This is a genomic window from Clostridium hominis (genome assembly GCF_014287825.1).
Classification (GTDB): domain Bacteria; phylum Bacillota; class Clostridia; order Clostridiales; family Clostridiaceae; genus Clostridium; species Clostridium hominis.
The window spans coordinates 370,019-393,523 of record NZ_JACOOO010000004.1; the positions used below are offsets into that span (position 1 = coordinate 370,019).

Consider the following 23,505-nt stretch of genomic DNA (forward strand, 5'->3'; position numbering starts at 1 on the left):
ATTTATATTTAAAATTAAATTTTAAAGCTTGTTTAAATTGTTATTTTTAATTATCTCACATATTTCTTTTCCTGTACTTTCATCTGTAACAAGTACAGCATTACGATTATACATTTCTGTTGCAATTATCGCATCAATCTTATTCTTCCCAGCGGCAACAGCAATATGTGTTCTAATTTTTTTAGCATTATTTAAATTTATTCCTATAGAGTTATTTTCAGATATCATCTGACAATCTTTATTAAAATAACATCCATAAGCTTCTCCTATAGCTCCCATATCTTCAAGTTTTTTTATAAACTCTTCAGATGCTTCTCTTTTTTGGGCCATATGAATTGCATTTCCAATTCCATAAATCAAAATATCTGCTTTTTGAATCGAATCAATTACATCTTTCACTTGGCTTTCTTTAAGCAATCCATCAAGCACTTCTGCACTAACATTTTCAGGAATATGCAGCAGCTTATATGATGCATTAATCTTTTTAGCTAGGGATGCTGCTAATGTATTAGCTTGGCTCTCTACTTTACGTCCCATACCACCACGGGCTGGTACTACTAACACATCGGAAACATTGTTAATTTTAGGAAACGCCTCTACAACTTCTTTAATTGTAGAACCACCAGTTATAGCAATTATGTTATTATTTTTTAAGATTTTTTTAACATAAGTTGCTGCAGCTTTTCCTAAATCTTTCAAAACAGTAGGATTTGTATCTACATCTCCCGGAACTATTATAACATCTTTTAATCCTAAACAAGTTCTTAAATACTCTTCAATATCATCAAGACCTTTAAGTTCATGTATAAACTCTTTTAATCTTTTGACTATTACCTTTCCATCTTCAGTAACACTCATACCTGGAGTATTCACTTCTATTAAACCTTGAGATTTTAAAAAACTTATCTCAGTTCTTACTATTCTCTCACCTAAATTAAGCTCACTTGCTAAAACTCTTCTTCCAATTGGTTGGTTATAATATATAGTTCTTAAAATATTATATCTTTTCTCAAGAACTTCAACTAGCTCAGGAACTATCTTTTTTTGTAAGCCTAATATTTCCTGCACTATTAACCCTCCTTTTGGACTATTTACGTCCCAGTACTATCTTTAATGTCCCACCTATTTCATTATAAATCATCTTTAATAAATTTAAAAGGCTTTCTGTAAATTTTTTATAATATTTTTATAATATTTTTATAATTAAGGGAAGATAGAAATAGGAATATTCTTCTCCAAGATTCTGTCTTCCCTACGTCTGCTATATCCTTTTTCTCTTGCTAGAAGATTTTATTCCCATTTCCTCTCTATATTTTGCCACTGTCCTTCTTGATATATTCAGATTTTTTTTAGAAAGTTCAGTAGATATAATTTCATCAGAAAGTGGTTTTTTCTTATCTTCCTTATCAATAATTTCCTTTATTATATCTTTTATACTCTTAGCTGATACATCTTTTCCATTAGAAGAGTTTTTTGTACTATATCCAACTGTAAATAAATCCTTTATCTTAACCGTTCCATAACTTGTTAAAATATACTTATCTTTTATAGCTCTACTAACTGTAGACTCATGCATATTTATATCCTCAGCAATATCTTTAAGCATCATTGGCTTTAAATACTTTTTACCTTTATCTAAATACTCTTTTTGTCTCTTTATTATATCCTCTAAAATTATTTTCAAAGTATTTTCTCTATTATTAATGCTCTTAATTAAAAACATAGCACTTCCAATTTTCTCTTTAATATAACTCTCTACTTCTTTATCACTTCCATGTAAAAGCAAGTTTTTATATGCTCCATTTATAGATAATTGAGGAACTACATCATTATTCATAATAACTATATATTCCTCATCTATTTTCTTTATATAAGCATCTGGAGTTATAAATTTAACCTCATCCCCTGTATAATATCCTCTTGATGGCTTTGGTTCTAATTCTTTTATTATATCTCCATAATTTTGAGCCTCTAATTGAGTTATTTCTAGATACTTAGCTATATCTTTAAATTTATTATCCGCAACTAATTCTAAGTAATTATTTATTATATTTTCTAAATTTGAGTCTAGTTTACCTTCTCTTCTCAATTGAATCAAAAGACATTCTTGTAGGTTTCTTGCACCTATTCCAGCTGGCTCTAAGCTTTGTAATATTTCTAATGCTTGTACACATTTCTCTTCTGAAATATTAAACTTGCTACATATATTTTCTATAGTCTCATCAAGGTAACCTCTACTATCTAAAGATTCAATCATATAATCTATAATAATTCTTATATTTCTTAATTCTTTATTTGTATGTAATTGTTCAAACAAATAGCTTTTTAAAGTCTTTTTCTCAGAAACAAAATTTAAAGGAGATACTCCTTCTTCATCATAGTCCCCCTTAGAATATGAATTATAGTTACTACTATCATATTCCATAGATTCTATCATCTTCTTATATTGATCTAGTTCAGCTTCTTTCTTTAAATTAAAATCACTATCAATAGTAGGATTTTCCTCAAGCTCCTTATTGATAAATTCTCTTAACTCACAAGCTGACATCTGCAATATATTTATTGATAACTGCATATTCTGAGTCATCACAAGTTTTTGTTGTTGAGATAAATTTAGATTAAAATCTAATTTCATATAACATCCCTCTTTTGTTGTTCTTTTATAAATACCACATTTTAAGTATACCCTTAATTTAATCATATTCCAATATATTCTTTGTAAAAGTTTACTTAAATTAATTTATAGTTGTAAATTATAAAAAGGCTTGTGCCTAAGCACAAGCCTTTTATTACTTCACTATAAAGAATAACCCACAAGGTTTAACTCCAGAATGTATTCCTACTGTACATCCAACCTTTGCATCTATGTATTCTATATCTTTTTCTTCAAAATATTTTTTTAATTCAAAATATACATCTTCATTTAATAAATCTAATAATACTATTGGCTCATTAAAATCTATATCTACGCTTTCAAAATCAGATATTAATTTTTTAAGAGCTTTTTTGCTTCCTCTTACCTTATCTTTAACAGCCATCTTTCCGTCTTTAACTTCTAGTATAAGTCTTAGCCCTAAAGCTGTTCCTATAGCTCCAGCAACTCTTGGAAGTCTGCCACCTCTAACTAAGTTATCTAAAGACTCAAAATTAAGGGTGCTTTTAACTTTATCTCTAGTTTTTAATATTTCTTCTTCAATCTCTTCAATTGAAGCTCCGTTATCTCTTAATCTACAAGCTTTTAAAACTAATAATCCAAGTCCTGATGTAACATTTCTAGAATCAATTACAACTATATCTTCTGTTTCTAACATGTCTTTAGCTATACAAGCTGATTGATATGTCCCACTCATCTCTGAAGAAAGTAGTAAAGTTACTATCTTATAACCTTGGTCTAAATATTTCTTAAAAACCTCTTCAAATCTAGTTGGTGTAATTTGTGCTGTAGTTGGTAACACATTTTCTCTATTTATTCTCTCTATCATTTCAGCTGGAGTAATCTCAACTCCATCTAAATAGCTATCTTCACCAAAATTAATCAATAAAGGCATAACTTCTATGTCATTTTTCTTTATTAACTCTACAGGTATATCAAGAGTACTATCAGTTATTATCTTAATCTTTTGCATAACAATTCCTCCCCATCTATTATTTCATATCGGGAAAATCCATTTGTCTTAATGCTTCATATGCTATAATCGCAACTGTATTAGAAAGATTTAAACTTCTAGTACTTGTTTTAATCATTGGCACTCTTATATTTGTATGAGCTTCATGTACATCTTGCGGTACACCTTTTGATTCTCTTCCAAACATTATGAAGTCACCAGCCTTATAACTTTCCTCATTGTAGTAATTTCCGCCATGAGTAGAAGCTAAGAATATCCTTCTATCTCCATACTTATTTATAAAATCTTCATATGATTCATGAACTTCTAATTTTAACTCGCTCCAATAGTCTAATCCCGATCTTTTTACAGCCTTATCATCAATACTAAATCCTAATGGTTTAATTAGATGTAGCGTAGAATTAGTTAATACGCAAGTTCTTGCTATGTTTCCAGTATTTTGTGGAATTTCTGGTTGATATAATACAATATTCAAATTCAAGGAATTTCCCTCCAAAACAAAAAGCAAGATGCTAACCATCTTACTCTATAATCTCTTATAAAGATAATAATACTATATACATTTTTAATAGTCAAAGTTTTTTACAGAATGTTAAATAATATATTTCACTTCACTTTCAGGAAATATCTCACTTATCTCTTTTTGGAAAAATTCTTTCATATCAGCTAATTCATCCTTATTATATATATACTTTCCATATCCAAATTGTCCATACTTATATTTACGTTGTTCATTATCCATAGGCAATGTATTTTCTGGAAAAACTTCCATTATTACATTTTTAGCTCTGGTTGTATATCTATGAGAAATGACTTCAAACGATGGTGGATTAATCATATTTTCAGGTAACTTCTCCCTTAAACTTAACAGAAGTTTTTTATAATCTTCTTTATAATTATTATATAAAAATACTGGTGCGATTATGAATCCTAAGGGATAACAAGCGTTAGCTATTTTTTTACAGGCTTCTAATCTTAAATCTATTGATGCTGTAGCATTTTCATATTCTCTTATAACCCTATCTGTATTTAAAGTAAATCTTACTTCTGTTTTCCCATCATGTTTTATATCCAATAAAGTTTCCACATCATCAAACTTACTTACAAATCTAAATCTACCATTAGGATTTTGGGCAAAAAACTCTATTGCTTTTTTCAGAGAGCCACTATATGGTTCCATTGGAAGTGGATCTGAAGTTGCTGATCCTTCAAATATAGTAATGTCAGGCAGTCCTTCATCAATATACTTCTGAGCTTGATTTAATATATCATCAATATTTGAGTTAATCTTAGCATATGGTTTATCTCCCAAATTAGTATTAAGATAACAATATTGACATTGACCCATACACCCAGAATATAAAGGCAACTGATAATGTGCTGAAGGCTTACAAGATTGAAACTTTAATCCTTTCTTTACTCCTACGACTAAAGTCCTTTTTCCCTCTTTATAAAATTTCCTTAAATCGTCACTATTAGGAATGTTCTGTTTAACTTTATTTGACTTTAGCATTATTTTTTCTACATTCTTATTATCCTTGAAAAAGTTGTATACATTTTGGCCAATTTCATAATCTAATGACCCTTTTTCAAATATAATTCTTTTAGGAATAAACATAAAATCACACTCCTTTGAATTATTTTTTGTATAATTTAAAATTATAATTCAAGGAAGTGTGATTTTTTTATTCTTCGTCTAATATGAACTTTTTAATAGCCTTAGCTACTCCATCATTTTTATTTGAATCTGTAATATATTGTGCAGCAGACTTCACTTCATCAATTGCGTTTGCCATAGCAATCCCAAGCCCAGCATATTTAATCATGGAAATATCATTTTCATTATCACCAATACAAATAAGCTCTTCTCGTTTTATTCCATACTTTTCACTTAAAACTTTTACTGAATTTCCTTTAGATACACCTTTAAAATTTATTTCTGTACTATGGTTTCCTGACCCAAAGTAAACTATATTCTCCAAAGCATCTAATTCTTTTCTAACCTTAAAGATATCTTTACTCTTTGGTGAAAAAGCTATACATTTAGCCATTCTTCCATTTTCTTTTTTAAATACTTCAGCCCATTCTTTTTCAGTTTTTACAGTGTAATAATTTATATTTAAATGCTCATAATAAACCTGTTTGGTCATATAAACTTGAGTTCCAAATTTACTAAACCAATTATTACAATATATAGTATCAGTAGTATGAAAATGGAATGGTATCTTATATTTATTCAATATCTTAAGTATATTCATACATTCTACTTCAGGTATTGCACTTTCATATATAATATCGTTAGTTTTTTGATCTATAACAATTGCCCCATTAGCTGCAATTACTGGAGAATCTACACCTAAAAGTTGTGAAAAATATGCTGCATTATTATATAGTCTACCTGTTGTGACAACTATTTCAACACCCATATCATGCGCTTTCTTTATAACGTCTTTACTAAACTGTGAAATCTTTTTTCTCTTCCCAAGCAAAGTTCCATCCATATCAATGCAAACCATTTTGTATTTCATACTTAACTCCTTTGTTGCTATACTAACTACAATATATAATACCACTATATTCTTAATATTTACACAAAATATTCTAAATTTTTAATAAAAAAAATAAAAAAAAGGAGCAAAAAACTCCTTTTTATTTTTTATTGTGCTGGAGTCTCTCCTCCAGCATTTTCAGTTGGTTTTTCTTCTGGTTTAGGTGCTTCTACCTTTTTAGTTCCTCTTAAAACTATAGCATTCATTGGTTGATATATATCAGTAGATATTAATTCTCTATTAACTTCTACACCATTTTCATAAGTTATTAAATAACCTTCTGATTTATATCCAGCAGCTCCATTAAGCTTAGTTCTAGTTTTTCCTTCTTCTAATGTAGGATCATCTACATACTCAGTTGTATAATCATACTTTTCTAGAACATTGTTGACAAGCTCATAAGTCTTATTACCTTTTTCTGAAGTATTACCATATACATTGAATGTAATTGAGCTTCCACTCATATATCCTTCTATATATACTGGTGAATCATATGTATTAACAAATCTATAATCTATATCACCTTCAAATACTGTAGCATCTAAGCTTGGCTCTGAGTATCCAACCATCATTGAGTGATTATATCTTATAGTAGATCTAATATTTGATGTAATTACAGCTCTATAAAGGTAAGTAGATATTTGACATACTCCTCCGCCGTAATCAGGCACTACTTCGCTTCCTACATATGTATTAGCTTTTTCATAACCATTTTCTGGGGTAGTATCTTTAATAGTCTTATTATAACTAAATTCATCACCTGGCATTAAAAGTGTTCCGTTGATATAGCCTGTAGCTAGTCTCATATTAGTAACTCTTCCAGTACCATCATTAGTATAAGAACCACTAAAGCTTCCTAATATACCATCGATTTTATTTAAAGCTTCTGCAGTTATCTTAGGACTATAGTCTTGTAGCTCTAAAGAAACAGTTTCTACTTTATTTGGGTCTGGATCTATGCATGCAACTAATTTTGTGTGTAATTCTTCCGCATCAATTTTCTTTCCTATAACTTCTGGAGTTATATGCTTTTCCCCATAGTTTATAGATATTGAAGCGTCTATCGCAGGCACCTCTACTTCTGTATTTATCTTATCTTCGAATTCTTTAAGTTTGGCTTCGTCATAAGTTAACTCAGTATTAACCTCTGTATCAACTCCATCCTTTATATAAGAGTTCTTTTTAAACATCCCCTCAGCTTTTCCATAAGCTACAGCTTCTTCCGCAGTTTTATCCGCATTTATAGTTGACCCTAAATCAGAATATTTAATCTCAAAGTTCTTATCTCCAACAGTTACTGTTATTTTCTTATCATTAACTAAAGTAGCTAATTGATCGTTTAATACCGTAACTGCTTCCTCTTTAGTCTTGCCACTTAGGTCTACTCCATAAGCATGTACCCCAGGATAAATCTTATCTTCCCAAGACCTAACTTTGTTATTAATGTTAGCTATTACTCCTCCAACAGTGGCAGCTACTGCTAATACTGCTACTCCTGAAATCACAATAACTTTCTTATGTTTAGTAAAAAAATCCTTAGTTTTATTTGAATTACTATTACTCAAAAGCTTCACTCCTCCCCACTTTCTACAAAAAATATAAAATTATGATATTAGTACTATAAAAAACTGATATTTTTACAATATCTCTTATAATTATAGACTATTCTTCATGTGATTACAATTACAAAAGACTTACAATTCTTTCCCCATTGAAAGAAAGTGCGCACTAAGTTCGCAAGTGAAAATTCGTCTACGCCGAAATGAAAAAGCTACTTCGCAGCTGTGAAAAGTTAACTACGTTAAGGGGAAAATGCTACTATAGTAGCAGAAAAAAGTATTCCATCTCGTTAGAGGTCTTTTCCCTATTGCCATAGGCAATATCTTCTCCTCAACTTTAGTTGTCTTTTCCCCTTTGACGAAGTCAAACTTTTCACCAAAGTGCTTCGCACTTTATTTAAACTGTTACTGTTGTTCTAGCTTTTGATGTTTCTCCATCTAAATCAAAAGCTTCAATACTTATTTTTATTGGCCCACTTTTAGTAAATGGTAGTGATGAGATTGGAATTGTAAAATCAGTATCTCCTGCATCTACTGTTCCTATCCAATAATTATTAGCAAATAAATTATAACCTAATAAATCTGCATCATTATTTGGATTCCATCTAATATTTATTGTATTTCCTCTCTTAGTAGCTCTAAGTCCTGTTACATTTCTTGGTTGAATCAATAAATCAATACTATTTGGTCCCCAGTTAGCATCTACAGGATTTCCGATTCCTTGTACTGTTGCACTTTCACTATATTGCCATATTCTCCATCTTGTCCAACCACCTACATCTGGTGGATATGCTGGATTTCCTGGAATAGCAGTGTACATAGCAATCCAAAGAATCATATTCTTCAAAGGATATCCTCTACCAGGAATAAAGAAGTTATTATAAAGTTCAACATAGAAAGTTCCTGTATATAGCATTATTCTTCTTCTTGTCTTCTTTTCAAATCGCTTTCTAAATCGATCAATCCAATTTACTACAGTTTCTACAGCAAGTGATTTATCTGTAGGTACTTCTACATCTATAACTGGGAATAAGTCACCATAATCCTTGTTGCCAAAACCCTCCTGTAATACTTGAATAAAATCATCACATTGAGCATCAGCAGTAGTTAAATCATCAGCAGGAACTCCAAAATGATATGCTCCAACTGGTATACCAAATTCTCTTGCTTTTTGTGCAAACTCTATAAACTTCTGATCTCTTCTAAACCTTCCAGTGGCCGATCCCGAAGACCTTAGGTATAAAAAATCTATTTTTGTAGTTAATACTGCAAAGTCAACACCTTGAGTATACTCATTAATATCTACTCCAAATAGACTTTTGTCATTTTTATTTTGCATAGTTCCTCCAAAATAAAGTTTTCCTTAATATATAAGATATTATTAAACTTTATAAAGAGTTACTCCTATTTAATTTTTATTACCTGATTCTCTACGTTCAAATTCTTCTATAGTTATTTTGCTAGATTTATTAGATTCATAAGTAATATATTCAGCTTTTACAGCAGGTACATAAAATGCTCCAAAGTTTTTTAATCCATTATCCATCTTCATATCTGGAAGCTCAACGTAGAATCTATAATACGGCATAAGATTTTCTTCAGTATGTGATTTTCTGTATACAAGCTCTACCTTTTTTATATATTCTTCTCCTGGAAACTCAGCCGGAACTGTACTTGTACATTTCCCTTCTATTAACAAAGTTCTCGCTTCATCTTCATTTATTATTGGATAATCTCCAACCTTTTCTGTAATATTCGTATTTAAAATACTTATATATCCCAGCTTTCCTTTACCATCTGGAGCAAAATTCACTGTATTAAAATTATAATTTAATATCTTATCAATGATACTTCCACTATTATCATAAACATTATATCTAAAGCTCTGTTGATCATAGATATTATAATCTCCAAATAAATCTTTAGCTGGGTTATCCATATCTATAAGCTGTGAATATTCCTCTATTAAATAATCTAATACTTTTTCAGCTTCCTCTTTGCTTGTATCTGTATGTGTAAAATTATATTTACTATCGAGCTCTATTCCCTCTATAAATTTTATAGTAATTTCTCCGGTTGACATTACACTTACCTCTACTCCATCTCCTTTTGCAACTGCTTCATATGGCTTCTGGTTTAAATCTTCACCTGTTTTATCCTTATAACTATCAATGTCTTCTTTAGTTGGACTAGTATATACTTCACTTACTTCGATATTTAATAATACGGCTATTTCCTCAGCTTTTTTTATCATTTCTTCACTATTTAAATATCCTTCTGGTATAGGACTTCCCGATTTATAATTTACATAATGCATATTTTTAAATACAGGCATTGTACTTATATTCTTACTTGTTACCCAGGGATTAGAATTAGATAGCTCATCTATGTCATGAGCTAAGTATCCTTCAAAGCCCATTCCTCCAGATAGAGTATTATATACTTTAAGCTTTGGAAGCTCTGATAAAATATTTTCATTAGACTTATTATCTTTTATAACTTCATTTACCGCTAGAATATTAATATTCTTATTATCTGCAACAACTAAAATTATTATTAAAGCAAAACATGCAGCAGCTCCTAAAAACCCTTTATATTTAGTATTATTTTTCTTATTTAAAATCTCAGTATTATCTTCATATTTTCCATTTTGTTTTTCTAACTCTTCTTGCATCTTTTTTATAGTATCAGTTTTAAATTTATCACTAGCCTTTATTTTAGACATCGATTCTTGATAGTTGCTTTTTCTCACCACTATATCCTCCTTCTATAAGAATATTTTTAAGTTTCTTCCTAGCTCTTGTAAGCCGAGAACTTATAGTATTTTCTTTTTTATCAAGGATACTCGCAATTTCACTTATGTTATAGCCTTCATAATAATACAAATATATTACATTCCTATAATCACTGGATAATTTAAAAACTTCTTCAAGTATTCCCGCCTCATCTTCAGTAAAAGGAATCTCAATCTCTGTAAGAGATTCTGTCTTTCTATACCATGCTGTTTTATTTAAATCCTTACATTTATTTATTGTTACTTTTATAAGCCATGCCTTCATATGAGCTTCATCCATAAACTCTGACTGTTTTATCAACTTAATAAATGTATCCTGTGCAACATCCTCCGAATCAGATTTGTTTTTTAAGTTTTGATACGCAATACGCAATATCATGTCTGAATACTTCTCAACAACATATTGAATAAAATCATTGTCGACAGATGATATATTCACCACTATCACCCCCCCTTCAACTATATAACGAATTAGAAATACTTTTTCGTGCATCTATAATAATTTTCATTAAAATTTTCCATACTTTACACATTACTTATTTTAATAAAAAACAAGGAAGTTGGCTTACGCCAACTTCCTTAATATTAATCTTAACATCTTCTAGCAAAATCTACAAATACAAATTTATCTGGTCTATGTCTAGATTCAGTATATTGAAATAAACTAGTATCGTCTAAATAAGTATAGCTTTTTACCACTACTATCATTTCAAAGCCCTTCATATCTAGATATTTTTTATCTTCCTCTGTTGCATTTTGAACAGTTATTTCTTTTTTTGCATATGCTATCTTTAATCCAAGTTCTCCTTCTATATAACTATACAAAGACTCCTTGCAAATATCATATGTAAGATTCTCAACAAATTTTTGTACAATATAATCTTTATCTAGTATAACTTTCTCATTATCTATAGATCTAACTCTTACAACTCTCCAAACCTTATCTTCTCCAGCAAGCTCTAAACCTCTTGCTATATTTTTTTTAGGAATTATGCAATCTAAACCTTCAACTATAGTTTTCACATTAGCTCCAAGCTTTCCTGTAGCTGAAATTTCCTTAAAACTAACTACTCCTGAAACTGGAAAATTAAACTTACCTATATCAAGAACAAAAGAGCCTTTTCCTTTTGTCTTCTGAATATATCCATTTTGCTCTAGCATATTTAATGATTTTCTCACAGTATCCCTAGAAACATTATATTCATTCATTATTTCTTTTTCAGAAGGTAGCTTATCATTTGCTTGATACTCATTATTTTCTATTTTATTTACTAGTATATTGTATATGTTCAAATATTTCTTATCCATTTTATCACCAGATTTATTTTAGCATAATTAAATACTATTTCTCAATATAATAAGCAATGGATTCATATGGTCTTAAAATAATTTCTTCTCCTAATTTACCTGAATCTGAATAATTAGATAATATTATATTAGAGTTTATACACTCATTTAATATATCTGAAGGTATATTCACTTTAGTTGATTCTCCATAAAAATTATTTAGAACTACTAGCACTTTATTTTCATATCTTCTAACATAAGCTATAACTTTTTTATGACTTTCTAAAATCATTTTTATATTACCTTTAGAAATAACATCATATTCTTTTCTTAATTCAATTAACTTTTTATAATGATTAAATATAGAGTTGCTATCCTTAACAGCTTTTTCTGCATTTACTTCTTTATATGATCTTCCTACCGGTATCCATGGAGTTCCAGTTGTAAATCCTGAATTTTCTTTATCATTCCATTGCATAGGCGTTCTAGAATTATCTCTTGATTTAGATCTTAATATATCTAAAACTTTATCTGTTGATTCCCCTTGTTCCTTTAATATATTGTAGTAGTTTATTGATTCAACATCTCTATATTCTTGGATTGATTCAAAATATGGATTTGTCATCCCAAACTCTTCTCCTTGATAAATATAAGGAGTACCTCTCATCATATGTATAGCAGTAGCTAACATTTTTCCACTTTCATTAAAATATTCTTTATCATTTCCGAATCTAGAAATCGCTCTCGGTTGATCATGATTGCACCAGAATAAAGCACTCCATCCATTACCTTCTTGCATTTCTTCTTGCCATTTCTTAAAGATATCTTTTAACATCATAAAATCAAAATCCATTAATGTCCATTTATCACCATTTTCATAATCAACTTTTAAATGATGAAAATTAAATACCATAGAAAGCTCTTTTTCATCTGGATTAGAATACTTAATACAATTTTCAACAGAAGTTGATGACATCTCTCCAACAGTAATTATATTTTCATGCTTTCCAAAAGTATTTTCATTAAGTGCTTTTATATGTTTGTGTATATTAGGTCCGTCAGTATAGAATCTTCTTCCATCTCCAATATAATCATTTTCAAGAACCTCTGGCTTCGAAATAAGATTAATTACATCTAATCTAAATCCAGTTACACCTTTTTCTATCCAAAAGTTAACTACTTTATATATTTCATTTCTCACTTCTTCATTTTCCCAATTTAAATCACCTTGAGTAACATCAAATAAATGAAGATAATATTCATCCATATTCTCAACATACTCCCAAGCACTCCCCCCAAACTTTGAAACCCAGTTTGTAGGTGGCTCATTATCTTTACCTTTTTTGAAAATATAAAAATTCTTATATTTTTCATTTCCCTTTAAAGCTTCTTTAAACCACCAGTGCTCTGTAGAAGTATGATTAAATACCATATCAAGCATTATATCTATATCTCTCTTTTTAGCTTCTTCAACTAATCTTTCAAAATCGTCCATAGTTCCCATTCTTGGATCTATTTTATAATAGTCCTCAATATCATAACCATTATCTTTTTGCGGAGATACATATACTGGTGTTAACCATATGTAATCTACACCTAATGTCTTTAAATAATCTAACTTCTCAGTTACTCCGTTTATATCTCCAATTCCATCTCCATTAGAATCATTAAATGATTTAGGGTATATTTGATACACAACACTTTCTCTAAAATCTTTCATTTTATCTATCTCCTCTTATCTAACAAAGAATGGATAATATATAATTCATTTTTAAGAATATATATTATCCAGACCTTACTATTAAATTTACTAATTCGATTTATACTGCATTTAATTTCTTTCTACCTACTACTACTGTTAGTATAAAAGGTACTGCTATCGCAACAACCATAGCTACAGCAAACATTGGTATACTATTTGGTTGAATTGAAAGTATTCCTGGAAGCCCACCTATACCTATTGCATTTGCCATAACTCCAGAACCTACTGATATTATAGCTGCTATACCTGATCCTATCATCCCACATATGAATGGGAATCCATATTTTAAGTTTACACCGAATAATGCTGGTTCAGTTACTCCTAAGTATGCTGAAATACATGCTGGTATTGAAATTTGCTTTTCTTCTTCATTCTTTCTTTGTAAGTATATCATCGCTAAAACTGCTGACCCTTGAGCTATATTTGATAAAGCTATCATTGGCCATAATGATGTCCCACCAACTTGAGCCATTAATTGAAGATCTATTGCATTTGTCATGTGATGTAATCCTGTTATTACTAATGGTGCATAAGCAAAACCAAATATTCCTGCAAATAACCATCTAAATGATGAAGTTAAACCTGCATATACAACTGTTGAAAGCCATGATCCTATTGTCCAACCTATTGGTCCTAACACAACATGTGCAATAAGTACAGTTGGTACTAAAGCAAAGAATGGAACTATTATCATTGAGATTGATGCAGGTGTAATCTTTCTAAAGAATTTCTCTAAATATACTAATGTGAAACCTGCAAGTATCGCTGGGATAACTTGTGCTTGGTAACCTATCATATTAACTTGTGCAAATCCAAAGTCCCAGAAAGGAATATCCCCTCCCCCTGATACTGCATAAGCATTTAAAAGCTGTGGTGATACTAAAGTAATACCTAAAACTATACCTAATATTTGAGTAGTTCCCATCTTCTTAGTTATTGCCCATGTAATACCGACAGGTAAGAAGTGGAATATAGCTTCACCTATTAACCATAAGAAACTATGTGTTCCTGCCCAGAATTGTGATATCTCTATTAAACTCTTTGTACCTTCTTCAAAGAATTTAACATCTCCAATTAAATTTCTAAACCCTAATATTAAACCTCCAACTATAATAGCTGGTATAAGTGGAGAAAAGATTTCCGCTAAATTTGCCATAAGTCTTTGAATAAAAGACATATTAGATTTCGCTGCATCTTTAACATCATCTTTACTAGTACCTTCAATTCCAGATACCTTAATGAAGTCATTATAAAAGTCCCCAACAGTGTTACCTATTATAACTTGAAATTGCCCAGCTTGTGTAAATGTTCCTTTTACAGATTTTAAGCTTTCAATTTTATTTTTATTAGTTAATGATGTATCTTTTAGTACAAATCGCATACGAGTTACACAATGCGTAACTGCACCAATATTTTCTCTTCCGCCAACGTATTCAAGTAAGGCTTTTGAATCATCAATATATTTTCCCATCTTAGTCCCTCCTATTTTAACTTATACGTACATATGTATCTACACTTTCCAAAACTTGTACGTACATGTTTCCTATATCTTTATAATAACTTGTACGTACATCTTTGTCAATAATTTGTGTAATTCTTTTCATAAGCAAATTCTGACAATAATCCACCATTAAGATTATCCTTAACTTAAATAGCTTAACTAATACACATTTATCTATTTTTTATTACAAAAAAATTCGATGTATTTTCACATCGAATTTTCAAGTATATGTTATTTATCTTTTAATTCTCTATTGCTTAATTAATAAACTAATACTTTTTTAAAAATATAAGTTACAAAAAATCCCCTTTCGTCTTCATTTTCTTCATACTTAATTAAATCAAACATATTTTTTATTTCTTCGAAATCACTTTCCAAAATTAAATCTTCTTGTCTAATTTTAGAATCTACTTTATGCTTATGCCCAAAACCACATACAAACAAGATTCCGTCATCATTTATGTGCTTTGATATCTCTTTTAATACTTCTTTATTTGCTCTATAATGGTTAATTACTATATTATCAAAATTATTCAACTCATTTAAAGAATTACTACCACTTAAATCAACCTGCTTTGTTTCAATTTCGTACCCAGCCCTCGTAGCAAAAGCATTCAATCGTTCAAGGGCTTTATTACTAAAATCTACTCCTGTTACATCAAAGCCCTTTTGAAGTAAATACAAAGTATTTCTTCCATCTCCACATGCTACATCAAGTACGGTGCCTTTCTTCAAATATCCTATATTATTAATCAAAGCTTTTTCAGGACTTAATAGGCTATCTCCTCTAATTTCAAATTTACTATCCCAATAAGTTTTATCTCCCATGTACTCCATTATTAACACCTACTTCTATTTACTCGAACCAGTATGAATTAAATCCATAACACATAACTTTTGACCCTTTAGGTACCTGCTTAATAGTATTATATATATTAAGATAATCACCAATACCACCTAAAATCATCATCCAAGAGATGTTTCCAATATATACTTCTAATGTATTATTAAAGTTAAATACTCCTAATATAACTAGTATAAATGGAATAAACCCAAGTATGAGGTTTGGCGCTAATGATAACCATATGAATCTTAACTTTGATACAGGATCTTTAAAATATACAAATAATGCCCCTTCTTTAAAGTATGTCCAAACTTCCTTCTCTATTTCTTTAGGACATGCAAATCCGTGTATAAATTCATGAACATATAAAAGTATAAATTCAATAATTATTATGGTAAAATTCAGCTTAAAACCTATCCTTGTAAAAAGTAAAATAGTAATTACCAATAGCATTGGTGAACTAATTAAAAAGCCTCTCCAAAATATCTTATTCATAGTATCTGGCTCATCATACTTAATTGCATTAATAGGTAGTTCACCTTTTTTTAATTCATTTTCATCTTTGTATTTCCCCTTAAACTTAATATTGTACATACTACCTCCCCCATATATCACACTTTATAAAGTCTTAACCATAATTAAGCATGGATTACTCTCTCCCCATATCTCTTTAATTTCCTCTAACGGATAAAAACCTAGTTTTTTATAAAATTCTCTAGTTATTTTATAATTTTCATCTGGATGAGATTCCCCTAAAGTTTTTACCATAAATAACTTAATTTTATTTTTAATTAATACTTCTTCTGCTACTTCAATTAATCTTCTTCCAATGTGATTATTCTGATACTCCTTCAATATTCCTATCAGATACACTTCCGCCGTATATTTATTATTATATTTTATACTTATAAATCCCATCACTTCCTCTTGATTATATGCTCCATAAAAATCATATTGTTTAACTTCTTCAACATACTCTACTATTGATTCTTCAATTCCAAACCATTCTGGTAACTCTCTTAATATATAATTTGTAATTTTTGATTTCTCATTACTATCCATAATATTTTTAATTTCTATCATAACCACTATATCTCCTAATAAAATATAATTACTTTTAAATTTTACCATTTTTACATTTCATTTAAAACAAAAAACACTACTAAAGTTATTTATACTTCAGCAGTATTTTTCAAATTCACTTTATTTTATTTACGAATTTAGGATATCATTTATCCTTTCATATATTTTCCTCTCCAAAAATAAAACGCCTTCTAAATACAACATTCTTCAACCGTATACTCTTGTATTTTCATTAGTACATCTCTATATGAACGTTTATACAATATATAACCAACTATTAATGCAAGACCTTCTGCTACTGAAAAACCTATCCATACTAGTGGTAATATTTTAGTTAATGATAATAAGAATACTATTGGAAGTAATAATATTATCTGTCTTGTTAATGATAAATACATACTATATTTAGCTAATCCAATCCCTTGGAAAAATGACGATAAAACTATACTTACCCCTGCTAATGGAAGTGTTATACTTAATAATCTAATAGCAGTTATACCAATTGTTTTCATTTCATCTGTTGGATTAAACATTCCTAGCATAAATGATGGAATAATACTTAATACTATCATTCCTATTACTCCTACTAATACACTAAAAATAACACTAAATTTTATTGCCTCTTTAACTCTATTACGTTTTTGTGCACCATAATTATATGCAACTATTGGTATAACTCCAAGTCCAATCCCATTTGGCATAATTAATATCATATTTAATATTCTCAATACTACTCCATATATTGCAACTGCTGTAGTACTAAAAGATATTAGTATCATATTCACACCCATAGTAACTACTGATACAAACCCTTGCATAAATGCTGTTGGTATACCAGTCTTTAATATTTCAATAAAAGTACTCCAATCTGGTACCAAACTAAACTTCATTTCTATTTCCTTATTATACTTATAATTAAAATATAGTGCTAAAGAAGCTGAAAAAGTCTGTCCAAATACTGTTGCAACTGCTGCCCCTTGTACTCCTAACGCTGGAATTCCTAACACTGGAACCCCAAATATAAATACTGGATCTAATATAATATTTATAATTGCTCCTGAAGACAATGTAATCATAAACAAATGAGTCTTACCTGTTGAAATTAGTAGCCTTTCAAGTACCCATTGAAACATTACTCCGAAAGCTAAGAACATTACTGTATTTAAATATGCTGTTCCTTGTCTTATAATCTCTAAGTCACTAGTTTGCGAGCTAAAATACGGTTCTACTATTATCAATCTAGAAGTCACAATAACTATATATGAAGCTAACGATAAAAATAGTGATGTTCTTATCGCTTTTTTTACCTTTTCAGGATTGTTCTCTCCTAATGCCTTTGATAAAACTGCATTTAACCCTATTGCATTACCACTTCCAAAGGCAGCCATCATCATCATTATTGGTGCTGAAAGCGAAACTGCACTTAACGCACTTTCTCCTAAACTTGATACATACATACTGTCTATTAAATTATACAAATTACTTATCAACAGACTAATCATCAATGGTAGACTCATCTTTATAAGTAATTTTCTAATAGGTTCTGTCCCCATTTTATTTTCCATCATTTCTATCCCCTTTTATATTTTATTATTTAATCTCTCAACATAGAAAGACTCCCACCGCTTATGTTACTACCTAAAGTAAACTCTAAGTCAATATAAAAACAAAAAAAATGCAACATTTTCATTTTTTGAAAATGCGGCATTCTTTCTATACAAATCATGTTAAAATTATTGTAACTTTACATTATCTATATCTCTATAAAGATTATTATACTCTACTGCGGCATTCGTAGGTTCGAACCCTACTATCCCCGCCATTTTTTTAATATTCTTTATAAAAAAACAGTAAGTTACCATTGATTAAATAACTTACTGTCTTTTTATTTGTTTTTCAACTTATTAATATCTTTCTTCTACTGATCTTAGCCTCATCTAAATCACATCTCTCTTACAAAACACTCCATAAGTAATACTCATAAACATAGAAATATATAACATTATAATTAAAGATGCTATTGTTGGGGTGAACCCTTGAATTATTATACTATCAAAATCATTATTTACATTTGGCAATATTGTTCCAAAGTCTAAGAATTTTCTAAAATCCAAATGATTAAATGGTAAGTAATTTAAATAATCCATCATCTTCCCACCATACAAAACTACTGGTGATATTACAAATATAGTTACTATAGATGTTATAGTTGCAAATGATACTGACTTTAATAATACTGATATCATAAAGGCTAATGAAATTGAAAATATTAATTCAACTAATTTTAATAAAACTATAACAATTGAATATAAAGCTGTACTAATTGTATACGGACCATTAACGCCATAAAGTATTGCTTCACTAGATACTCTATCAAAGCCATGAATTATTATTCCCGACAATAATCCCATAAAGAGAACTATTCCTAATATAATTGCTCCATATCCTATAATAGCTAAGTACTTAGAAGTTAAAACCTTCCATCTTTTATATGGAGATACAAGCCACATATTTATTGTTTTGTTGTTATATTCACTAGATACATTAAATACTCCAACTAATACAACTATTAAAATTATAAATCTAAATACCCAATTAAAAGAATTATCAGCAAAGAACCACCACATATTTTTTTCATAGTCCTTTGTAATATTATGTTCTAATCTATACTCTGCAATTTCTACTCTTCTTTCTATTTGTTTCCTATCACTTTCATTGTAATATGGGTCACTTAGCATACTTTCCTTCTGAGATATAAGATATTCTTCTCTTTCTCTCCAATCCCATGATTCTGATGTTCCATTGGCACTTTCATATTCTCTTACTCTTTTCATATCACTATATTCAGATATAGTTAATCCAATCATAATTATGAACGCCAATATTATTCCGACTTTAGCTATTTTAGTTTTAAACATCTTACTAAACTCTAACTTACTTAAATATAAAACATCTTTCATTATTTTTCAGCCTCCATTATTGAGTTTATAAATACATCCTCTAAAGAAGACTCACTATTAATTTCATCCATAGTCTTAGTACAAATAACCTTGCCTTCAGAAATTATAACAACTCTATCACATAGTTGCTCCATTTCCATCAATATATGGCTTGAAACTACTACAGAAATATTTTTATTGTGAGCTAATTTTTTTAAGAATTCTCTTAAATCCTTTATTCCCATAGGATCTAAACCATTAGTAGGCTCATCTAAAATTAATAATTTAGGTTGCTTCATAAGAGCTACAGATAACCCAATTCTTTGCTTCATCCCTAATGAATATTCTTTAACTTTATCATTTAGCCTATCTTTAAGGCCAGAAACCTTTATAGCGTCCTGCACACCTTCCTCAGATGCTTTATAAAGCTTAGCAAAAAGCTTTATATTTTCCATCCCGGTCATATATTCATATAAAAATGGTACTTCTACAATTGCACCTACATTAGCCATAGCTTTTTCAAAATCACCTTTTATGTTATGTCCATCTATTATAATCGTTCCACTATCCGCACCTATAAGCCCTGTTATCATTCTTATAGTAGTTGTCTTTCCAGCTCCATTAGCTCCTAAAAAACCTAATATCTCACCCTCTTTAGATTCAAATGAAACATTATCAACTACTTTTCTCTTTTTAAAAGATTTACTTAAGCCTTCAACCTTTAAAATAACTTTATCCACAATTCCACCTCCTGATTATTAGTTAAAAGCTAAGAGTCGCAATTAAAAATTTTAATAAAAAAAGCCAGCCTAAGCTGACTTTTTAAGTTATTTCTATAGAAATCTTATATAAGTTTCTTACTCTACTCTTGTCTATTAACTTCTAACTCTTAACTTAATTAAATTGCTCTTTTTACCTTTAAAGATGTTTGTATAATCATATCGATAAGTCCTGAGTAGCTTACATTAACAGCTTTTGCACTCTTAGGAAAAAGTGAGGCAGCAGTCATACCAGGCAATGTATTAACCTCTAATATATAAGGAACACCTTCTGCAGTTACTATCATATCTACTCTTGCATAAACTTCACACTTTAATGCTCTATAAGTACCTATAGCCATCTTTTCAACTTCTTTATGAAGGTTTTCTTCAAGCTCAACTATTACTTCTTCAGCACCATTATCTGAATATTTTTGAGTAAAGTCAAAGAAATCTGCTCCTGCTTTAGGTCTTATAGCTATTACTGGCCACATTTTCTTATCAAATACAGGACATGTTATTTCTTCGCCTTTTATAAACTCTTCTATCATTACTTCTGTATCCCATTTTAGGCCTTCTAAAACAGCATTTTCTATATCTTCTTTCCTATTTATCTTGAATGTAGCTACACTTGATCCTCCATTAGTAGGCTTAACAAAAACAGGATATCCCATTTCTTCTATTGCATCATAATCTATCTCTTCTATTGATGATACATTTATCCATCTAGCAGTTCTTATTCCATTAGCTACTAATATTCTCTTTGTAAGATCCTTATCCATACATACTCCTGAGCTTATTGGGCCACATCCTGAGTAAGGTATATCTAAAGTTTGAAGTACTGATTGAACAGTTCCGTCTTCACCAAACTTACCATGTAATGCTAATAAAGCAAAATCTATTCCCTTAACTTTATTTATTATATCTTCTTTATTATCTATAACTATTGGTACAACTTCGTACTTACTTCTATCTATGTGCTCAACTATTGAATTTCCACTTTTTAATGATACTTCTCTTTCTGAAGAAATACCGCCCATAACAACTCCAACTTTAATCATTTCTGCCTCCAAATTTAAACATACTTATAAAATAAAGACTTGTATACACAAGCCTTTATAATTATAACACTATATACTATTTAAATGAAGTAAACATTGTTCTACTTCTTAAAAATAGTTTTTCCTTCTTTAATTGTTTCTAAAACTTTAATATCTTTAATTTTCATTTGATCTACCTTTAAAATATTATTATCTAATATTATTAAATCAGCTAGTTTACCTTCTTTTAATGTACCTTTAATATCTTCTTCAAAATATTGATATGCAGCATTTTTTGTAACTGCCTTAACAGCATCTAAAGGAGTTACCCTCTCATTTTTACCTAATAAGACTCCATTTTTAGTTATTCTATTAACTGCACACCATATAGTTTCTAGCATGTTAGGTTCTATAACAGGTGAATCTTGATGGAATGTATACATTATTCCTTTATCTTGAGCTGATTTAGCTAAACTTATTCTACTTGCTCTTTCCATACCAAAATTGTTAATATGAATATCTCCCCAATGGTATACGTGAGCAACAAAAAATGATGGTATCATATTTAGTTCTTTTACTTCATCTAACTGATCTTTATCTAATAATTGTGCATGAACTATAACTGGTCTTATTTCATTTGTTGATTTAGTTTCTTCTTTAGCTAACTTAAATTGATTTATATATTGTTCACAGGCAGCATCTCCATTACAGTGAACTAAAACTTGCATATTATCATTTAATGCTAACTTTAAGCTATTCTTAAGATCTTCATCTTTTTGTGTCCCGTATGCATAGTAATCTTCCTCTTCTCCTAAATATGGAGTTCTCATCCACGCAGTTCTTCCTTGAGGCGACCCATCTAAGAATGTCTTGTATCCGCCGATCTTTATATGATTATCATATTTCTTTAAACAATTTGCAAATTTCTCTTTTAAAACTTCCGCTTTAGATATGTCTAAATATCCTACTAAATCTATTTTTAACATTTTGGTTTGAATTAAATATTGATAAATAGGAACTACTTGTTCTATCACAAATCCTTCTTGAGCCGTTGTTATACCAAAACTAGCATAAGCATTTTGAGCTTTCATTAAGTTACCAAAAAACTCTTCATTAGATACCATAGGTAGCTCTTGAATATAATGCATGAAAGCTGCTTCCTCTATATATCCTGTAGGCTCTCCATCTTTCTTTTCTATTAATCCACCTTCTATGTTAGGAGTATCTGCTGTTATTCCTAATGCCTTTAATCCTAAAGTATTTAGCACCCCCATATGTCCTGATTTATGCTTAACTAGAAGCGGATTATTAGGTGCTATTTGATCTAATAATTCTTTAGTTGGATGTATCTTTTCTTTTAAGAAATTTTGGTCATATCCATCACCTTGAATCCATTTTCCTTCTGCTACGTCATTTTTTACAATAAATTTTTTTATAGCCCCTGAGATTTCTTCAAAACTAGTTGTTTCTGAAAGATCTGCTTGAGAAAATGTGCTTGCATATCCAGCAAAATGACTATGTGAATCTATGAAAGAAGGCATTAATGTTTTTCCTTGTAAATCTATTAATTCTACATCTTCACTTGCTTCTTTTAGTAACTCTTCTTTTTTCCCTAATCTACAAATTTTACTTCCCTTAACTAATAAAGCTTCAACATATAAATCATCTTCTAATGTTAATATGTCGCCATTAAAGTATAACTTCTCATTTTTATCCATCTTAAATCCTCCTTAGTAAAAATATACTTTACTATGTATTTTTAC

General features: G+C 29.5%; 21 protein-coding genes. All 21 read right to left on the reverse strand.

Translation table 11 applies throughout. The features are described from left to right. Positions 1-21: 21 nt before the first annotated feature. Positions 22-1,068: a sugar-binding transcriptional regulator gene (locus tag H8S20_RS03410; protein WP_186859289.1), complete on the reverse strand. Its 1,047-nt coding sequence runs from the start codon at positions 1,066-1,068 to the stop codon at positions 22-24. Positions 1,069-1,261: 193 nt separating this feature from the next. Next, entirely contained in the window at positions 1,262-2,635 is a 1,374-nt protein-coding gene (rpoN, locus tag H8S20_RS03415) for an RNA polymerase factor sigma-54 (RefSeq protein WP_032119887.1), read from the reverse strand. A 154-nt stretch (positions 2,636-2,789) separates the two neighbouring features. Then, positions 2,790-3,626 (reverse strand): DegV family protein, encoded by an 837-nt coding sequence (locus H8S20_RS03420; protein WP_032119888.1) that lies wholly within the window; start codon positions 3,624-3,626, stop codon positions 2,790-2,792. A gap of 19 nt (positions 3,627-3,645) precedes the next feature. Continuing rightward, positions 3,646-4,107, reverse strand: coding sequence for a tRNA (cytidine(34)-2'-O)-methyltransferase (locus H8S20_RS03425; protein WP_032119889.1), 462 nt, complete (start codon positions 4,105-4,107; stop codon positions 3,646-3,648). A 111-nt stretch (positions 4,108-4,218) separates the two neighbouring features. Further along, positions 4,219-5,244, reverse strand: coding sequence for a spore photoproduct lyase (splB, locus tag H8S20_RS03430; RefSeq protein WP_032119890.1), 1,026 nt, complete (start codon positions 5,242-5,244; stop codon positions 4,219-4,221). A gap of 67 nt (positions 5,245-5,311) precedes the next feature. Continuing rightward, positions 5,312-6,154, reverse strand: coding sequence for a Cof-type HAD-IIB family hydrolase (locus H8S20_RS03435; RefSeq protein WP_186859290.1), 843 nt, complete (start codon positions 6,152-6,154; stop codon positions 5,312-5,314). 128 nt (positions 6,155-6,282) lie between these two features. Continuing rightward, entirely contained in the window at positions 6,283-7,740 is a 1,458-nt protein-coding gene (locus H8S20_RS03440) for a VanW family protein (protein WP_207725237.1), read from the reverse strand. 391 nt (positions 7,741-8,131) lie between these two features. Then, positions 8,132-9,073, reverse strand: a complete 942-nt coding sequence (locus H8S20_RS03445) for a glycoside hydrolase family 25 protein (RefSeq protein ID WP_032119892.1) — start codon at positions 9,071-9,073, stop codon at positions 8,132-8,134. A gap of 69 nt (positions 9,074-9,142) precedes the next feature. Next, a complete protein-coding gene (locus H8S20_RS03450) occupies positions 9,143-10,459 on the reverse strand; it encodes a hypothetical protein (protein WP_186859292.1) in 1,317 nt (438 codons plus the stop codon). Beyond that, positions 10,452-10,970, reverse strand: a complete 519-nt coding sequence (locus H8S20_RS03455; protein WP_366455491.1) for an RNA polymerase sigma factor — start codon at positions 10,968-10,970, stop codon at positions 10,452-10,454. Before H8S20_RS03455 ends, H8S20_RS03450 begins: the two co-directional genes overlap by 8 nt. Before the next feature lie 149 nt (positions 10,971-11,119). Beyond that, entirely contained in the window at positions 11,120-11,836 is a 717-nt protein-coding gene (gene treR, locus H8S20_RS03460; protein ID WP_032119894.1) for a trehalose operon repressor, read from the reverse strand. A 34-nt stretch (positions 11,837-11,870) separates the two neighbouring features. Continuing rightward, the gene (gene treC / locus H8S20_RS03465) at positions 11,871-13,535 is read right to left on the reverse strand and encodes an alpha,alpha-phosphotrehalase (RefSeq protein WP_032119895.1); all 1,665 of its coding nucleotides are present in this window, start codon (positions 13,533-13,535) and stop codon (positions 11,871-11,873) included. A gap of 100 nt (positions 13,536-13,635) precedes the next feature. Then, a complete protein-coding gene (gene treP / locus H8S20_RS03470; protein ID WP_186859294.1) occupies positions 13,636-15,048 on the reverse strand; it encodes a PTS system trehalose-specific EIIBC component in 1,413 nt (470 codons plus the stop codon). A 291-nt stretch (positions 15,049-15,339) separates the two neighbouring features. Then, the gene (locus H8S20_RS03475) at positions 15,340-15,915 is read right to left on the reverse strand and encodes a class I SAM-dependent methyltransferase (RefSeq protein ID WP_032119897.1); all 576 of its coding nucleotides are present in this window, start codon (positions 15,913-15,915) and stop codon (positions 15,340-15,342) included. 19 nt (positions 15,916-15,934) lie between these two features. Continuing rightward, positions 15,935-16,516, reverse strand: coding sequence for a DUF3267 domain-containing protein (locus H8S20_RS03480; protein WP_032119898.1), 582 nt, complete (start codon positions 16,514-16,516; stop codon positions 15,935-15,937). A 24-nt stretch (positions 16,517-16,540) separates the two neighbouring features. Further along, positions 16,541-17,005: a GNAT family N-acetyltransferase gene (locus H8S20_RS03485; RefSeq protein ID WP_032119899.1), complete on the reverse strand. Its 465-nt coding sequence runs from the start codon at positions 17,003-17,005 to the stop codon at positions 16,541-16,543. Positions 17,006-17,196: 191 nt separating this feature from the next. Further along, the gene (locus H8S20_RS03490; RefSeq protein ID WP_186859295.1) at positions 17,197-18,570 is read right to left on the reverse strand and encodes an MATE family efflux transporter; all 1,374 of its coding nucleotides are present in this window, start codon (positions 18,568-18,570) and stop codon (positions 17,197-17,199) included. Between the two features lie 372 nt (positions 18,571-18,942). After that, on the reverse strand, positions 18,943-19,965 hold the full coding sequence (locus tag H8S20_RS03495; RefSeq protein WP_186859296.1) for an ABC transporter permease: 1,023 nt from the start codon (positions 19,963-19,965) through the stop codon (positions 18,943-18,945). Then, on the reverse strand, positions 19,965-20,684 hold the full coding sequence (locus H8S20_RS03500; RefSeq protein ID WP_051986978.1) for an ABC transporter ATP-binding protein: 720 nt from the start codon (positions 20,682-20,684) through the stop codon (positions 19,965-19,967). The genes H8S20_RS03495 and H8S20_RS03500 overlap by 1 nt, the downstream gene beginning before the upstream one ends. A gap of 158 nt (positions 20,685-20,842) precedes the next feature. Continuing rightward, positions 20,843-21,760, reverse strand: coding sequence for a D-alanine--D-alanine ligase (locus tag H8S20_RS03505; RefSeq protein ID WP_186859416.1), 918 nt, complete (start codon positions 21,758-21,760; stop codon positions 20,843-20,845). 104 nt (positions 21,761-21,864) lie between these two features. Further along, positions 21,865-23,460, reverse strand: coding sequence for an amidohydrolase (locus H8S20_RS03510; protein ID WP_186859297.1), 1,596 nt, complete (start codon positions 23,458-23,460; stop codon positions 21,865-21,867). Between the last annotated feature and the right edge of the window lie 45 nt (positions 23,461-23,505).

What these genes read in the sequence shown, in the direction of transcription:
- H8S20_RS03420 (WP_032119888.1), bottom strand. Translation starts at nt 3,626, where the DNA reads ATGCAAAAGATTAAGATAATAACTGATAGTACTCTTGATATACCTGTA.
- treC (WP_032119895.1), bottom strand. Translation starts at nt 13,535, where the DNA reads ATGAAAGATTTTAGAGAAAGTGTTGTGTATCAAATATACCCTAAATCA.
- H8S20_RS03445 (WP_032119892.1), bottom strand. Translation starts at nt 9,073, where the DNA reads ATGCAAAATAAAAATGACAAAAGTCTATTTGGAGTAGATATTAATGAG.
- H8S20_RS03475 (WP_032119897.1), bottom strand. Translation starts at nt 15,915, where the DNA reads ATGGAGTACATGGGAGATAAAACTTATTGGGATAGTAAATTTGAAATT.
- H8S20_RS03495 (WP_186859296.1), bottom strand. Translation starts at nt 19,965, where the DNA reads ATGAAAGATGTTTTATATTTAAGTAAGTTAGAGTTTAGTAAGATGTTT.
- H8S20_RS03480 (WP_032119898.1), bottom strand. Translation starts at nt 16,516, where the DNA reads ATGTACAATATTAAGTTTAAGGGGAAATACAAAGATGAAAATGAATTA.
- H8S20_RS03490 (WP_186859295.1), bottom strand. Translation starts at nt 18,570, where the DNA reads ATGGAAAATAAAATGGGGACAGAACCTATTAGAAAATTACTTATAAAG.
- treP (WP_186859294.1), bottom strand. Translation starts at nt 15,048, where the DNA reads ATGGGAAAATATATTGATGATTCAAAAGCCTTACTTGAATACGTTGGC.
- H8S20_RS03510 (WP_186859297.1), bottom strand. Translation starts at nt 23,460, where the DNA reads ATGGATAAAAATGAGAAGTTATACTTTAATGGCGACATATTAACATTA.
- H8S20_RS03435 (WP_186859290.1), bottom strand. Translation starts at nt 6,154, where the DNA reads ATGAAATACAAAATGGTTTGCATTGATATGGATGGAACTTTGCTTGGG.
- splB (WP_032119890.1), bottom strand. Translation starts at nt 5,244, where the DNA reads ATGTTTATTCCTAAAAGAATTATATTTGAAAAAGGGTCATTAGATTAT.
- H8S20_RS03485 (WP_032119899.1), bottom strand. Translation starts at nt 17,005, where the DNA reads ATGATAGAAATTAAAAATATTATGGATAGTAATGAGAAATCAAAAATT.
- H8S20_RS03450 (WP_186859292.1), bottom strand. Translation starts at nt 10,459, where the DNA reads ATGTCTAAAATAAAGGCTAGTGATAAATTTAAAACTGATACTATAAAA.
- treR (WP_032119894.1), bottom strand. Translation starts at nt 11,836, where the DNA reads ATGGATAAGAAATATTTGAACATATACAATATACTAGTAAATAAAATA.
- rpoN (WP_032119887.1), bottom strand. Translation starts at nt 2,635, where the DNA reads ATGAAATTAGATTTTAATCTAAATTTATCTCAACAACAAAAACTTGTG.